The sequence below is a fragment of the Denitrificimonas caeni genome, from assembly GCF_027498055.1.
Classification (GTDB): domain Bacteria; phylum Pseudomonadota; class Gammaproteobacteria; order Pseudomonadales; family Pseudomonadaceae; genus Denitrificimonas.
The window spans coordinates 1,494,001-1,507,801 of record NZ_CP114976.1; the positions used below are offsets into that span (position 1 = coordinate 1,494,001).

Here is a 13,801-nt window from a genome sequence, read left to right on the forward strand (position 1 = left end):
GAACGCATGAGTCATTACTTAAGCCCTGCACAAGTAAAGGGTTTTACGTCTTTAAATGCCTTGTCTGCTCAGCAATATGAGGCGCTACGCCCCCAGTTGGTTATTCAGCCATTTTTAGCCGGACAAATAGTCGTTGGTGCAGCACAGAGTATGCAAGTGCTGTGCTTCTTGGTATCGGGTGATTTGTTTTATCAACCCGCACAAGGGAGTGAGTTGTATATAGAGGCAGGCAGTACTGAAAGTCAGCATGCCTTGCCGGCCGATACCGCGCAGCCTTACACCTTAATTGCTGCAACAGATTGTGCAGTGGTGTTGCTTGAACGTGAGCGTTTAGCGAGTTTTATGACGTGGCAACAGGCGTTGCAAGATGTGCTTTTGGAGTTAGAGGCAGAGGGCGAGGATATTGAGTGGTTATCCATCCTCTTGAGCAATCCTTTATTTTCCCGGGTGCCGGCCATTAATATTCGCCAAATGTTGCAGCGCTTAAACAGTTTAGAACTGGCGCAAGGCGCTAAGGTCTTGACGCAAGGTGAGCAGGGCGATCGTTGTTATTTTTTACGCAGTGGCAGTGCTCAAGTCACCCAGACGTTGGCGGGCGAAGAGCAAGTATTGGCCAACTTGTCAGAGGGTGCTTGCTTTGGCGAAGAGGCCTTGCTCAGCGACTCGCCGCGTAACGCCTCGGTTACTTTACTGGCAGATAGTCAGGTACTGTATTTAGAGCGCGCAGATTTTTTAGAGTTATTAAAAGCACCAATAACCCAAGAAGTGACTTTTGCGCAAGCAGGCCCCCTGTTGGCGCGCGGCGCGCAATGGTTAGATGTGCGCCGCTTAGATGAATATGAGCGTGGTCATGCAGCACAAGCATTGCATATGCCACTGGATCTATTGCGTTTGAAAGCGCGGATGCTGGATAAAGATACGGTGTATTTGTGCTACTGCGATAATGCCAAGCGCAGCCAAAGTGCAGTTTTTTTATTGACGCAGCTGGGTTTTCAAGCCTTTGCCTTACGTGGCGGGGTTAATGTGTTATCACAGATTCCTCAAGAGGCGTTTTTGTCTGAAGAGGGCTCGGGTTACTTATTACGCGCTGGTGGCTGCCTAGTGCGCAGTGACTAAATCATGCCATTTGCTTTATATCTGTGCGATTTTAGCTTATCAAATGCTGCTCTCTGCTATGCTTTGCATGTATAGAATTTGAGGAGAGTACGATGATTAAGTCCCGCGCGGCAGTTGCATTTGGTCCAGGGCAGCCTTTGCAGGTTGTTGAGATTGATGTAGCGCCACCTAAAGCTGGTGAAGTATTGGTGCGTATTGTCGCCAGTGGTGTTTGTCATACGGATGCCTTTACTTTATCTGGTGATGATCCAGAGGGCATTTTTCCTGCCGTTTTAGGGCACGAAGGTGGCGGTATTGTTGAAGCTGTGGGGGAGGGGGTGACCTCGCTGGAAGTGGGTGATCATGTTATTCCACTGTACACAGCCGAATGCCGCACCTGTAAATACTGCACTTCAGGCAAAACCAATTTATGTCAGTCCGTGCGCGAAACTCAGGGTAAAGGCTTGATGCCGGATGGCACCACGCGCTTCTCCTATAAAGGTGAGCCGATTTATCACTACATGGGTACTTCAACCTTTTCGGAGTACACCGTTGTTGCTGAAGTGTCTTTGGCTAAAGTGCCAAAAGATGCGCCGTTAGAAAAAATTTGCCTGTTGGGTTGTGGTGTAACCACGGGGATTGGTGCTGTGCTTAATACCGCTAAAGTTGAAGAGGGCGCCACTGTGGCGATCTTTGGTTTAGGTGGGATTGGCTTGGCGGCAATCATTGGGGCGAAAATGGCCAAGGCCAGTCGCATTATTGCCATTGATATTAACCCTGATAAGTTTGCCATTGCTCGTGAGTTAGGTGCCACGGATTGTGTCAATCCAAAGGATCACGACCAACCCATTCAAGATGTCATCATCGCAATGACCGATGGCGGGGTAGATTATTCATTTGAGTGTGTGGGTAATGTGCAGCTGATGCGTGCGGCCCTTGAGTGCAGCCATAAAGGCTGGGGGGAGTCAGTGATTATTGGTGTGGCCGGTGCTGGGCAAGAAATCAGCACCCGTCCGTTCCAGTTGGTGACTGGACGCGTTTGGCGTGGCAGTGCTTTTGGTGGGGTGAAAGGCCGTACTGAATTACCTGGTTATGTCGCCAAATCGCAAAGCGGTGAAATACCGTTGGATACCTTTATCACTCATACAATGGGTCTGGATGACATCAACAGCGCATTTGATTTAATGCACGAAGGCAAGAGTATTCGTAGCGTTATTCATTTTTAATCATCAACCACAGGTGTTAAGGCAGACCGCGATTTAGGCTGGTCTGCCGTAACCGTTGTCTTTGGAGTTAATTATGTCGTTACAACAATTGTCAGCAAATAAAGTCTTTGGCGGCCAACATGTGCGTTATGAGCATCAATCCACTGTGCTCAATTGCAGCATGCAGTTTGCCGTGTACCTACCGCCGCAAGTGGAGTTGGGTAAGCCGTTGCCAGTGCTGTATTGGCTATCGGGTTTAACCTGTAATGATGAAAATTTTATGCAGAAAGCGGGTGCATTAAAAGCAGCAGCTGAGCTGGGGCTAGTGATTGTTGCGCCGGATACCAGTCCACGGGGTGCTTCAGTGCCGGATGATCCAGAGGGTGCTTGGGATTTCGGTTTGGGTGCTGGGTTTTATGTAAATGCCACGCAAGCGCCTTGGGCTAAACATTATCAAATGTATGATTATGTGGTTAAGGAGCTGCCAGCGCTGATTGAGAAGCACTTGCCTGTATCGGATAAGCGCAGCATCAGTGGCCACTCCATGGGGGGGCATGGGGCACTGATTTGCGCGTTACGCGAACCGCAGCGTTATCAGTCGGTTTCAGCCTTTGCGCCAGTGTGCCAGCCAACGCAGTGCCCCTGGGGGGAGAAAGCCTTTAGCCACTACTTAGGAGCGGAGCGCGAAACATGGGGTGAGTGGGATGCCAGTGTCTTAATGGCTCAGGCCACGCAACACTTACCGATGCTGGTTGATCAGGGCGACGCCGATAACTTTTTAGTTGAGCAGCTCAAGCCTGCAGCCTTACAAGATGCTGCTAAACGTGCAGGTTACCCGTTAACCTCGCGATTACAGCCGGGCTATGATCACAGCTATTACTTTATCGCCAGTTTTATTGACGAGCATTTACGCTTTCATGCGCAGGCTTTAAAGGCGTAAAGCAAAAGCACTGATTTGCAGGCTGTTCAGGCGCTAGCAGGTAAAAATGTGTAGAATGGCGCCTGTTTTTTATAACAAGGTAATGGCATGCGAATAGGTCATGGCTATGATGTACACCGCTTTCAACCTGGGCATTTTATTACCCTTGGCGGTGTGCAGATTGCTCACAATAAAAGCTTTGTCGCGCACTCAGATGGTGATGTGTTATTGCATGCGCTCACTGATGCATTATTAGGCGCGGCAGCGCTGGGTGATATTGGTCAGCATTTTCCTGATACTGACCCAGCGTATCAGGGGGCAAATAGCCGTGAGCTATTGCGTCATGTGGTTGCCTTGTTGCAGCAGGCCGGTTGGCAGGTAGCAAATGTTGATATGACCATCTTGGCTCAGGCACCAAAAATGGCTGCGCATATTGTTGCGATGCGGGAAAATATTGCTGCCGATTTAGCTATTGCGGTGGATCAGGTCAATGTTAAAGCCACCACTACTGAAGGCTTGGGCTTTGTTGGACGTGAAGAAGGTATTGCTGCGCATGCCGTGGCCATCTTGGTTAAATCATGACTGAGTTGGAGTTGTTAGGCCCTAGAGCTTTTGGTGAGCCTTGTGGTAGCGCTCAGTTGAAAGCCAGCGCAGAAGATTTCCAAGTGGATGAGGTTTTAGATATCGCTCGCTCAGGCAGTGGCGAGCACCTCTGGTTGTGGGTGGAAAAGCGCCTGCTGAATACTGAAGAAGCTGCCCGGCGCTTGGCTAAAGCTGCTGGTGTGTCACTGCGGCAAATCAGCTATGCCGGTTTAAAAGACCGCCAAGCGCTAACCAGACAATGGTTTAGCATACATTTGCCCGGACAAGCTGATCCGCAACTGGCTGCAGCCGAGAGTGCAGAGTTACGCATATTAGATCGGCAGCGACACAGCCGTAAGTTGCAGCGCGGTGCGCATGCGGCCAATGGCTTTACTATTCGCTTAACTGCTCTGCAAGCTGACCGTTTAGCCCTTGAAGAGCGTTTGCAAACGATCGCAGCTCAGGGTGTACCTAACTATTTTGGCCTGCAGCGCTTTGGTGAGCAGGGCAATAACCTGTTAGGTGCGCTGGACTATGCACAGCGCAACGAGTTACCGATACAAAGAAATCTACGCTCGCGGTTATTATCAACTGGGCGCAGTGCTATTTTTAATCGTGTATTAGCGCAGCGTGTGCACAAGCAAACTTGGCACACCGCGCAAGTGGGCGACGTGCTGGCTTTCACCAGTAGTCGTAGTTATTTCATCGCTGGCGCTGAGGAATGCCAAGATCCTCGTTTGGCGCAGCTGGATGTGCATCCTACGGGACCGTTCTGGGGGGATGGTGCGCTGGTCAGTCAGGCCCAGACCCGAGCGCAAGAGTTGCAGGTAGCAGAAACTTGGCCGCACCTCTGTACTTGGCTGGAGCGCGCTAATCTGCAGCAGGAACGGCGGATTTTGCGCCTACCAGTGCGTGACTTGAGTTGGACATTCCCAGCTGAGGATTGTTTGCAAGTGCAGTTTATTTTACCACCAGGCTGCTTTGCTACCGTGGTTTTACGTGAAATGGTGGAACTTTTGTCGGTGACTGAGGCGGTACATGCGTGCGAATTTTAATTGCCAATGATGACGGTGTAAATGCACCAGGTTTAGCTGCGCTACATACAGCGTTAAAGGATTATGCCAAGTGCTCAATTATTGCCCCTGATCAAGACCGCAGCGGTGCCAGTAGTTCTTTGACTTTGGATCGGCCGCTGCACCCGCAAACCTTAAGTAACGGCTATATCAGCGTTAATGGTACGCCCACTGATTGCGTGCACTTAGGTTTGCATGGCCTGCTGCCTGAAGCTATGGATATGGTAGTCGCGGGAATTAATCTTGGCGCTAATCTTGGTGATGATGTGTTGTACTCAGGTACAGTGGCGGCTGCTCTCGAGGGGCGGTTTTTACAGCGGCCATCTTTTGCTTTTTCTTTACTGTCACGGCAGACGCAAAATTTACCCAGTGCAGCTTGGTTTGCGCGGCGCTTAATTGAGGCGCATGGGGAATTGGAACTTGCACCACGCACCGTATTTAATGTCAACGTACCTGACTTACCGCTTGCGCAGATCAAAGGCATTAAACTGACTCGTTTAGGGCACCGTGCACGGGCAGCAGCCCCAGTGCGCACGGTTAACCCACGTGGCAAAGAGTGTTACTGGTTGGCGGCGGCTGGCGAAGTGGAAGACGGTGCTGAAGGCACGGATTTCCATGCGGTAAGCCAAGGTTATGTGTCGATTACGCCACTGCAATTGGACCGTACATTTCACTCGCAATTGCAGAATGTACAGCAGTGGTTGGAGGGGATATTGTGAGTGTGCAACAGGACGATTTACAGCGCCGCGGAATAGGTATGACTTCGCAACGCACCCGTGAGCGACTGATTCAGCGCTTATGCGATGAGGGTTTGAGTAATCTAGAGGTTTTGGATGTGATTCGGCGCACGCCTAGACACCTGTTTGTCGATGAGGCCTTGTCACACCGAGCGTATGAAGATACAGCGCTGCCGATTGGCAACAATCAAACAATTTCGCAGCCCTATATTGTTGGGCGCATGACCGAACTGCTGCTGGCTGATGGTCCTTTAGATAAGGTGCTGGAGATAGGGACTGGCTCGGGCTATCAAACTGCAGTGCTAGCGCAGTTGGTGGAGCGTGTGTTTTCTGTTGAGCGTATTCAGTCATTACAAGAACGCGCTAAAGAGCGTATGACTGAGTTGAACTTGCGCAATGTGGTGTACCGCTGGGGAGATGGCTGGGACGGTTGGAATGCCTTGGCGCCTTACAATGGCATCATTGTTACGGCTGGCGCTAAAGAGGTGCCACAAGCGTTGTTAGATCAGTTAGCAGTGGGCGGCAGACTGGTGATTCCGGTCGGGGAAAGTGATGATCAACAATTATTGCTCATTGTTCGAGAGAAGTCTGGCCTGGCTTATCACACCCTCGAAGGTGTGCGCTTTGTGCCGTTATTAAGCGGGTCTTTGGCGTGAAAAATAAACTACTTTTGTTCTTAAAAGGCGTGGCTATGGGTGCAGCGGATGTTGTGCCCGGTGTTTCCGGTGGAACAGTAGCTTTTATTACCGGAATTTATGATGAATTGTTGGGTGCTTTATCGCGCATTCCTGAGGCCGCTTGGCTCCTGTTGCGTGGACAAGTGAAAGCCGCTTGGCAATTGGCAAATGTTAATTTCTTGCTGGTTTTGTTCTCTGGGGTTTTACTCAGTGTTTTAAGTCTTGCGCGTCTAATTACTTGGTTGCTTGATACGCAGCCCATTGTTTTGTGGTCATTTTTCTTTGGATTGATCTTAGTCTCTTGTTATTTAGTTGCTCGGGATATAGAGCGTTGGCACCTCAGTCGCTGGCTGGCTTTTGCTCTGGGGGCGGTTTTTGCTTGGTGGATAACAGTTGCTGCACCGATTAACTTAGGACATGATCCATTGAGCTTGTTTTTTGCTGGAGCTGTTGCTATTTGTGCAATGATCTTGCCGGGTATTTCTGGTAGCTTCATTTTAGTCTTGCTTGGCCTATACCCAACGGTATTGCTAGCTGTTAAACAGCTGGATCTATCTGTGTTACTTGTTTTTATTGCCGGCTGCTTATTTGGCTTGCTAGCATTTTCACGGTTGCTGCACGCGGCTTTGGCGCGCTTTAGGGATCTAACTTTAGCCTTACTCACTGGGGTTATGTTTGGTTCGTTGAATAAAATCTGGCCCTGGAAGCAGACTTTAAGTTGGCGTGTGGATCGGCATGGAGAGACGCTGCCCTTGCTGCAGGAAAATATTTCACCTTGGCAATATGCTGAGCTGTTGCAAGTGGATGCGCAGTGGCTGCCAGCCTTATTACTGTGCATATTTGGTGTTGTGCTAGTGATTGTTGTTGAGCGTTTTGCAAGTAGGTAAGTTCGCAGCCAGTTGTTGTTAAGTGGTCAAGGAGTTCGGCGTGAGGCCAGTTCAAATCATGTTGTCGTTAAAGAAAATAGCCAGTCTTAAGTGGCTGTGGGTCGTTTTGCTCAGTAGCGCGTTAGTGGGCTGCTCGGGTACCTCAGGCAAAGCGCCGGTAGTGGACCGCTCCCATGGTGCTAAGCAGCGCCAGTACAATCCTGTAACTAGCGGTCACTACGTGGTGAAACGTGGTGATACTTTGTATTCAATTGCTTTTCGTTTTGGTTGGGACTGGAAAACTTTAGCCGCACGCAATGGGATTCGCGCCCCTTACGTGATTGTGCCAGGGCAAGTTATTCGCTTCTCGAATACGACAAAGGCTCCTGTGGTAGTTAAAGCGCCTGCTGCGCAAACGACTAGAAAGCCTGTGGCGGTGGCACCGGCGAAGCCAGCTCAAGCTGCTAAGCCTGTGAGGCCTGTCACATCTGCAGCAAGTAAAGCTGCGCCTGTGGTTGCTGCTGGAGGGCAGGGTAAGTGGCTGTGGCCTGCGTCTGGCAAGCTAATAGGGGTGTACTCTTCAAACACTAGTTTGAATAAAGGCATTGATATTGCTGGCAAGCTCGGAGAACCTGTTATTGCAACAGCGGATGGTAGCGTTGTATATGCTGGAAGTGGCTTAAGGGGCTATGGCGAACTGGTCATCATTAAACACAATGATACTTTTATCAGCGCCTATGGACATAACCGGCGTCTGCTAGTGAATGAAGGACAGAAAGTTAAAGCAGGGCAGCAAATAGCAGAGATGGGTTCCACCGGAACGGACCAAGTCAAACTGCACTTTGAAATTAGACGTCAAGGTAAACCCGTTGACCCTATGCAATACTTACCTAAGCGATAGCTCGCTGGCCTTAAATCACTAGCAAAGTACTGGCTGCAACAGCTATAGGTTGCAGCTTACTTTACAAAGTGAAATAGGATGGTAGCAATGAAACTAAAGGAATTAGTGACAGCTGTAGGTCAGGTGCAAGATCGTTCTGGTGGTTACCGCGCCAGTGTAAAAACCGGGCGTTTACAGGCCGGTAAAAAAGAACTTACGCAAAAAAAGAAACGCTCACCGGCAGCGCAAACACTGGATGCCACACAGCTGTATCTTGATGCAATAGGTTTGCCGCCTCTGCTTACAGCAGAAGAAGAGGTGGCTTATGCGCGCAGCGCAATTCAAGGGGATACAGCTGCGCGGGCCCGTATGATTGAGTCCAACCTGCGTTTAGTGGTCAATATCGCTAAGCGTTATCAAAATCGTGGCTTGGCACTTCTAGACCTCATTGAAGAAGGTAATTTAGGTTTAATCCGAGCTGTGGAGAAATTTGATCCTGAGCGCGGCTTTCGCTTTTCAACCTATGCAACTTGGTGGATTAGGCAGTCGGTCGAGCGAGGGATTATGAATACCTCACGCGTAGTGCGCTTGCCAGTGCATGTCTCCAAAGAGCTGAATACGTATTTACGAACAGTGCGTGAGTTAACCCAGCAAACCGGCCAAGTACCTAGCATAGAACGTGTAGCCCACCATCTTGACTTGCCTGTTGCGCATATTCAGCAACTAAGTGAATACAACGAGCGGGCGTTATCTTTAGATGCTGCCAGTGTGCAAGAGTCTGAGTTGAGCTTGCTAGATATGCTGGTGGATGAGAACAACTGTGATCCCAGCGATGCTATTCAGCGCGAGGACTTAGCTGTCAGTATTGGTGAGTGGGTGAACGGACTGAACCTGCGCTACCGTGAGGTTGTATTACGCCGTTTTGGTTTACACGGTTATGATTGCCACACCCTGCAAGAAATTGGCAGTGTCATGGGCTTGACCCGTGAGCGCGTGCGGCAGATCCAAGTGGATGCCTTGGCAAGATTGCGCACGATTCTAGAGTCTAATGGCTTGTCGAAGGACTTACTTTTTAGCCAGTAAGCATTGCTCACTGCAAGAGCTTGCTCAAAGCTGAGTAAGCTCTTAGCCGTGCTGTAGGCTTATCTTGAACTGTTATTTAGGCTAAACTGTGGCGTATTGAAACCTGATAATTCTTTATAAGGAAACCAGCATGCAGTATATAACCCCAGATTTATGTGATGCTCACCCAGAAGTGCAAGTCGTTGAACCAATGTTTGCTAACTTTGGTGGGCGTGACTCTTTTGGTGGTGAGATTGTTACTATCAAGTGCCATGAAGATAACTCGGTGGTTAAAGCACAGGCCGATCAACCCGGTCAGGGGAAAGTGATGGTGGTTGATGGTGGTGGCTCGTTACGTCGCGCTATGCTGGGTGATATGGTCGCTGCTCAAGCGGCTAAAAACGGTTGGGAAGGCATTATTATCTACGGTTGTGTGCGTGATGTTGATGTCTTGCAAGAGATCGATTTAGGCGTACAAGCATTGGCCAGCCACCCAATGAAAACTGACAAACACAATATCGGCCAGCTCAATGTGGTCGTCCAGTTTGGCGGAGTAACATTCCGACCAGGTGAGTTCGTCTATGCCGATAATAACGGCATAATTGTTTCTACAACTGCGCTGAGCATGCCTGAATAAAAGTGCTAAGAGGTGATCACGAGCATGCAGCATTCTGACCGTATCAGCCATGGTTTACTGCATGCTTACTTGCTCGATGGTAAAGGCTCAGCTACAGCGTTGAGCTTTGCGCAGTTGGCGACTTTACAGTTGAGTGCAGAGCAAAGTCTTTGGCTGCACTGGGAGCGTAATAATAACAGTGCCGAGCAGTGGTTACGCGAAAACAGTGGGCTCAATGAGTTTGCTTGTGATCTATTGCTTGAAGAAAGTACGCGACCACGCTTGCTGCGGCTCGCAGATCAAGGTCTATTGCTGTTTTTACGGGCGATTAATCTGAATACTGATGCTGAGCCTGAGGATATGATTTCTTTGCGGATTTTTGCTAATGCGCAAACTGTTTATTCACTGCGTCAGCGCCCTATTCATGTGATTGATGAGTTGGTTAAAGCGTTTGCCAAAGGCTTTGGCCCGAGGAGCAGCTCTGAGCTTTTGTTATTTTTAGCGCAAGGTTTAACCGATCAGCTTGAGAACAGCGTGAGCCAGTTGGCTGATACTGTGGATCAAGAAGAAGCCAGTACGGATAATAATGAGCGTTATGCGCCTGCTTTGATGCCTTTGCTCAATGCCCGCCGCCGCGCCGCCAATTTGCGCAGGTTTTTAGCCCCGCAAAGAGATGTGTTTGCCATGCTTACGTTAAGTACTGAGCCATGGTTTAAAGCTGACGATGCTTTATATTGGAACGAATTAAGCAATCGGCTGATCTTGCACCTCGAAGAGCTCGAATTGACTCGGGAACGTATCGGGCTGGTTTTAGAAACAGAGCATCGCCGCCGCAATGAGCGCATGAGCCACACTATGTATATACTGGCAGTAATTACTGGGTTTTTCTTGCCAATGACATTCGTTACCGGTTTGTTTGGAATTAATGTGGGTGGGATTCCTGGCTCAGAGCACCCCCACGGATTCTTAATTGCTTGCTTTGCTTTGGTTACCTTAGCCGTTAGTCAGTGGTTATTTTTCCGCTGGTTGCGTTGGGTATAATAAGCCGCAAGTTGATTCTGTATTTTACCGCATGACACTGGGTTGATATAAAATATGTCGCAAGATCCATTTGAACAATCGCTACGCGATATGCTGAAAGCGCAAGAAACGCAAGTCAGTAATGACGTTTCATTGGATAAAGTACTGAAAAAAGCCAACCGTCAACTGGGTGCTGGAGCTGTATTTGGCCTGTTTGGTCGAGCTCTCGAGTCTGCATTGATAGGCCTCAGTAGTGGTTCAGAGCATTTAAAGCCTGTATCAAACTTATCGGATAAATATACTACAAATAATAAGGCTGATTAATTATGCAACTTGATTCTTGGACACAAAACTTAGTCGGTGCAATGAGTGGTTTATGGGTCAAAATAGCGGGCTTTATCCCTAATTTATTTGGTGCTTTAGTATTAGTTATTATTGGTTTTGTGGTGGCTAAACTTTTAGACACCTTGTTATCAAAGCTTTTAGCAAAACTAGGTTTAGACCGCTTAATGAGCGGTACAGGCCTGACTAAATTGCTGGCTCGCGTGGGTATTAAAGCCCCTGTTTCCACACTCATTGGCAAAATTGTGTATTGGTTTGTGCTGTTGATTTTTCTGGTTTCAGCGGCCGAATCGTTAGGGCTTGAGCGGGTTTCAGCAACACTGGATATGCTTGCGCTGTATGTGCCGAAAATGTTTGCTGCGGCTTTAGTTTTGCTGGCTGGGATTTTATTGGCACAGCTGCTAAATACCATGGTCAAAGGTGCAGCAGAAGGTGTGCGCTTAGAATATGCCGCGGGTCTGGGGCGTATCGTGCAAGGCATGGTTATTATTATCAGCGTGTCGGTTGCTATTGGCCAGCTGGAGATAAAGGCTGAATTGCTCAACTATGTGGTTGCTATTGTGTTGCTGAGTATTGGTTTGGCTTGCGCTTTGGCGCTGGGCTTGGCCAGTAAAGGCATCGCCGGGCAAATTATTGCAGGCATCTATGTGCGTGAGCTGTATGAGTTAGGGCAACAGGTTAAAGTCGGTGATGTAGAGGGGCGTATTGAGGAGATGGGGACTGTAAAAACCATCATCGTCAATGATACTGGTGAGTGGTTTTACCTTGCTAACCGTGTATTGCTTGAGCAGCAGGTTAGCAGTCGCTAATTTTTACAGTAAAGATTTGAGAATTAAGTGACGATGTCTTACTTCGTTATCCGCTGTATTTACCTAGAAGCTGGTTTGACTTGTTTTGACTGATATTAAAGTGCCGCATCAGCGCTATGTGCCTCAGGAACTCAGTGATGAGGAGCTTGTGGAGCATGCTAAAAATGAATTGTTCCATGTTACGCGCGCTTATGAAGAGTTGATGCGTCGCTATCAACGTACTTTATTCAATGTCTGTGCGCGCTATCTTGGCAATGATCGTGATGCTGATGATGTTTGCCAAGAAATAATGCTTAAAGTGTTGTACGGCTTAAAAAAATTTCAAGGCAAATCAAAATTTAAAACCTGGCTGTACAGCATCACTTACAATGAATGTACAACGCAATATCGAAAAGATCGGCGTAAACGACGATTATTTGATGCTTTGAGCTTGAACCCCTTAGACGAGGAGGTAGAATTAGAGCCAATAAATACAAAGGATAATGACTTAGATCGCTGGTTGGTTGGGGTTAATTCAATTGATCGGGAAATTATTATTCTGCGTTTTGTTGCTGAGCTCGAGTTTCAAGATATCGCCAGCATTATGCGCTTAGGACTCAGTGCAACAAAAATGCGCTATAAACGCGCAATAGATCGACTACGCGATAACTTTTCGCATATAATAGATAACTGAGTACATTGAAAGACCTTATCCAGCGTATTGGATAGAAACTAAGAAAAAGAGGAATCTATAACATGAAACTAAAAAGTACCTTGGGTTTAGCCATTGGTTCTCTGCTTGCTGCATCTTCCTTCGGCGTGTTCGCACAAGGCCAAGGTGCTGTTGAGGGAGAAGTATTTGCAAAGCGTTACTTCACTGACAGCTACCGTAAAATGGATAACGGTAACCTTTATGGTGGTTCTGTTGGTTACTTCCTAACTGACGATGTTTCTTTGAATCTGTCCTACGGTGAGTATAAGCGTCTGAACCATGACTCTTTTGAGGCGCACAAAAGCCGCAAAGCCAACGGTAGCCTCAGCTCCCTTGATGCGGTTTACCACTTTGGTGAGCCAGGTGTTGGTCTACGTCCTTTCATCTCAGCAGGTATGGGTCACCAGAGCCTGAACCAAGTTGATCGTGGCGGTCGTGACCGTACTACTTTCGCTAACATTGGTGCCGGTGCTAAGTACTACTTCACCGAAAACCTTTTTGCTAAAGCAAGCGTAGAAGGCGTACACGGTTTTGACAATCACCAGTCTGAGTGGATGGCCGGTGTTGGTGTAGGTGTTAACTTCGGTGGCAAGCCAGCTGCAGCGCCTTATGTTGAGCCTGTAGAAGTTGTTGAAGAAGTTGTTTACGAAGAAGTTATCACTGAAGAAGTCCGTGTTGAGCTTGATGTTAAGTTTGACTTTGACAAAGCTGACGTTAAACAAGACAGCTACAGCGATATCGAAAACCTTGCTGAGTTCATGAAGCAGTTCCCACAAACAGCTACAACTGTTGAAGGCTACACTGACTCAACAGGTAACCCAGCTTACAACCAGAAGCTTTCTGAGCGTCGTGCAGATGCAGTACGTAATGTATTGGTTAACCAGTATGGCGTAGCAGCTGATCGCATTAACGCAGTTGGTTATGGTGAGAGCAACCCTGTTGCTGACAACGCAACAAGCGAAGGTCGCGCTATCAACCGTCGTGTAGAAGCGTCTGTTGAAGCACAGATCGAAGAAGTTATTGTTGTTGAATAATACTTCTGTGTAATAAAAAACCCCAGCTCTGCTGGGGTTTTTTTTGCCTACAATCTCTGTTTTATTAGCGTTTTCTTATAGATAGCCCGTTTATGCATGCTGTTTAGCGCTATGAGCCAGTGAGAGCTGTGCATGTAGTTGTGCGGTAGAGAGTTTATGGGTGTTTGCAGTTGCGCAGGCCATCCTTGGCTGC

The 13,801-nt window shown here is 48.3% G+C and carries 16 protein-coding genes; all 16 read left to right on the top strand.

Going from position 1 to position 13,801, the window contains the following annotated elements:
- Window positions 1-6: 6 nt before the first annotated feature.
- The 16 genes from O6P33_RS07105 to O6P33_RS07180 all read left to right on the top strand — a co-directional run bounded on the left by O6P33_RS07105 (window position 7) and on the right by O6P33_RS07180 (window position 13,608).
- The gene (locus O6P33_RS07105; RefSeq protein ID WP_269817101.1) at window positions 7-1,116 is read left to right on the top strand and encodes a cyclic nucleotide-binding domain-containing protein; all 1,110 of its coding nucleotides are present in this window, start codon (window positions 7-9) and stop codon (window positions 1,114-1,116) included.
- A gap of 92 nt (window positions 1,117-1,208) precedes the next feature.
- Window positions 1,209-2,321: an S-(hydroxymethyl)glutathione dehydrogenase/class III alcohol dehydrogenase gene (locus tag O6P33_RS07110; protein WP_269817102.1), complete on the top strand. Its 1,113-nt coding sequence runs from the start codon at window positions 1,209-1,211 to the stop codon at window positions 2,319-2,321.
- Between the two features lie 73 nt (window positions 2,322-2,394).
- Window positions 2,395-3,240: an S-formylglutathione hydrolase gene (gene fghA / locus O6P33_RS07115; protein ID WP_269817103.1), complete on the top strand. Its 846-nt coding sequence runs from the start codon at window positions 2,395-2,397 to the stop codon at window positions 3,238-3,240.
- 87 nt (window positions 3,241-3,327) lie between these two features.
- Window positions 3,328-3,801 carry a 2-C-methyl-D-erythritol 2,4-cyclodiphosphate synthase gene (ispF, locus tag O6P33_RS07120; protein ID WP_269817104.1) on the top strand — a complete coding sequence of 158 codons (474 nt, stop codon included), beginning with the start codon at window positions 3,328-3,330 and terminating at the stop codon, window positions 3,799-3,801.
- Window positions 3,798-4,856 carry a tRNA pseudouridine(13) synthase TruD gene (gene truD / locus O6P33_RS07125; protein ID WP_269817105.1) on the top strand — a complete coding sequence of 353 codons (1,059 nt, stop codon included), beginning with the start codon at window positions 3,798-3,800 and terminating at the stop codon, window positions 4,854-4,856. Before ispF ends, truD begins: the two co-directional genes overlap by 4 nt.
- Window positions 4,844-5,593, top strand: a complete 750-nt coding sequence (gene surE / locus O6P33_RS07130; RefSeq protein WP_269817106.1) for a 5'/3'-nucleotidase SurE — start codon at window positions 4,844-4,846, stop codon at window positions 5,591-5,593. Before truD ends, surE begins: the two co-directional genes overlap by 13 nt.
- Window positions 5,590-6,267 (top strand): protein-L-isoaspartate(D-aspartate) O-methyltransferase, encoded by a 678-nt coding sequence (locus tag O6P33_RS07135; RefSeq protein ID WP_269817107.1) that lies wholly within the window; start codon window positions 5,590-5,592, stop codon window positions 6,265-6,267. Before surE ends, O6P33_RS07135 begins: the two co-directional genes overlap by 4 nt.
- Window positions 6,264-7,175, top strand: coding sequence for a DUF368 domain-containing protein (locus O6P33_RS07140; protein WP_269817108.1), 912 nt, complete (start codon window positions 6,264-6,266; stop codon window positions 7,173-7,175). Before O6P33_RS07135 ends, O6P33_RS07140 begins: the two co-directional genes overlap by 4 nt.
- A gap of 58 nt (window positions 7,176-7,233) precedes the next feature.
- On the top strand, window positions 7,234-8,055 hold the full coding sequence (locus tag O6P33_RS07145) for a peptidoglycan DD-metalloendopeptidase family protein (protein WP_269819484.1): 822 nt from the start codon (window positions 7,234-7,236) through the stop codon (window positions 8,053-8,055).
- Window positions 8,056-8,178: 123 nt separating this feature from the next.
- Entirely contained in the window at window positions 8,179-9,117 is a 939-nt protein-coding gene (gene rpoS / locus O6P33_RS07150; protein WP_420094984.1) for an RNA polymerase sigma factor RpoS, read from the top strand.
- 130 nt (window positions 9,118-9,247) lie between these two features.
- A complete protein-coding gene (gene rraA / locus O6P33_RS07155) occupies window positions 9,248-9,733 on the top strand; it encodes a ribonuclease E activity regulator RraA (RefSeq protein WP_269817109.1) in 486 nt (161 codons plus the stop codon).
- 24 nt (window positions 9,734-9,757) lie between these two features.
- Window positions 9,758-10,753: a CorA family divalent cation transporter gene (locus O6P33_RS07160; RefSeq protein WP_269817110.1), complete on the top strand. Its 996-nt coding sequence runs from the start codon at window positions 9,758-9,760 to the stop codon at window positions 10,751-10,753.
- A 54-nt stretch (window positions 10,754-10,807) separates the two neighbouring features.
- Window positions 10,808-11,056 carry a CrfX protein gene (locus O6P33_RS07165; protein ID WP_269817111.1) on the top strand — a complete coding sequence of 83 codons (249 nt, stop codon included), beginning with the start codon at window positions 10,808-10,810 and terminating at the stop codon, window positions 11,054-11,056.
- Between the two features lie 2 nt (window positions 11,057-11,058).
- A complete protein-coding gene (locus tag O6P33_RS07170; protein ID WP_269817112.1) occupies window positions 11,059-11,883 on the top strand; it encodes a mechanosensitive ion channel family protein in 825 nt (274 codons plus the stop codon).
- Window positions 11,884-11,968: 85 nt separating this feature from the next.
- Complete coding sequence (sigX, locus tag O6P33_RS07175; protein ID WP_269817113.1) at window positions 11,969-12,556, top strand: RNA polymerase sigma factor SigX; 588 nt, start codon at window positions 11,969-11,971, stop codon at window positions 12,554-12,556.
- 62 nt (window positions 12,557-12,618) lie between these two features.
- The gene (locus tag O6P33_RS07180) at window positions 12,619-13,608 is read left to right on the top strand and encodes an OmpA family protein (protein WP_269817114.1); all 990 of its coding nucleotides are present in this window, start codon (window positions 12,619-12,621) and stop codon (window positions 13,606-13,608) included.
- Window positions 13,609-13,801: the final 193 nt, after the last annotated feature.

What these genes read in the sequence shown, in the direction of transcription:
- rraA (WP_269817109.1), top strand. Translation starts at nt 9,248, where the DNA reads ATGCAGTATATAACCCCAGATTTATGTGATGCTCACCCAGAAGTGCAA.
- O6P33_RS07110 (WP_269817102.1), top strand. Translation starts at nt 1,209, where the DNA reads ATGATTAAGTCCCGCGCGGCAGTTGCATTTGGTCCAGGGCAGCCTTTG.
- ispF (WP_269817104.1), top strand. Translation starts at nt 3,328, where the DNA reads ATGCGAATAGGTCATGGCTATGATGTACACCGCTTTCAACCTGGGCAT.
- O6P33_RS07165 (WP_269817111.1), top strand. Translation starts at nt 10,808, where the DNA reads ATGTCGCAAGATCCATTTGAACAATCGCTACGCGATATGCTGAAAGCG.
- O6P33_RS07180 (WP_269817114.1), top strand. Translation starts at nt 12,619, where the DNA reads ATGAAACTAAAAAGTACCTTGGGTTTAGCCATTGGTTCTCTGCTTGCT.
- O6P33_RS07145 (WP_269819484.1), top strand. Translation starts at nt 7,234, where the DNA reads ATGTTGTCGTTAAAGAAAATAGCCAGTCTTAAGTGGCTGTGGGTCGTT.
- truD (WP_269817105.1), top strand. Translation starts at nt 3,798, where the DNA reads ATGACTGAGTTGGAGTTGTTAGGCCCTAGAGCTTTTGGTGAGCCTTGT.
- O6P33_RS07105 (WP_269817101.1), top strand. Translation starts at nt 7, where the DNA reads ATGAGTCATTACTTAAGCCCTGCACAAGTAAAGGGTTTTACGTCTTTA.
- O6P33_RS07170 (WP_269817112.1), top strand. Translation starts at nt 11,059, where the DNA reads ATGCAACTTGATTCTTGGACACAAAACTTAGTCGGTGCAATGAGTGGT.
- fghA (WP_269817103.1), top strand. Translation starts at nt 2,395, where the DNA reads ATGTCGTTACAACAATTGTCAGCAAATAAAGTCTTTGGCGGCCAACAT.
- O6P33_RS07160 (WP_269817110.1), top strand. Translation starts at nt 9,758, where the DNA reads ATGCAGCATTCTGACCGTATCAGCCATGGTTTACTGCATGCTTACTTG.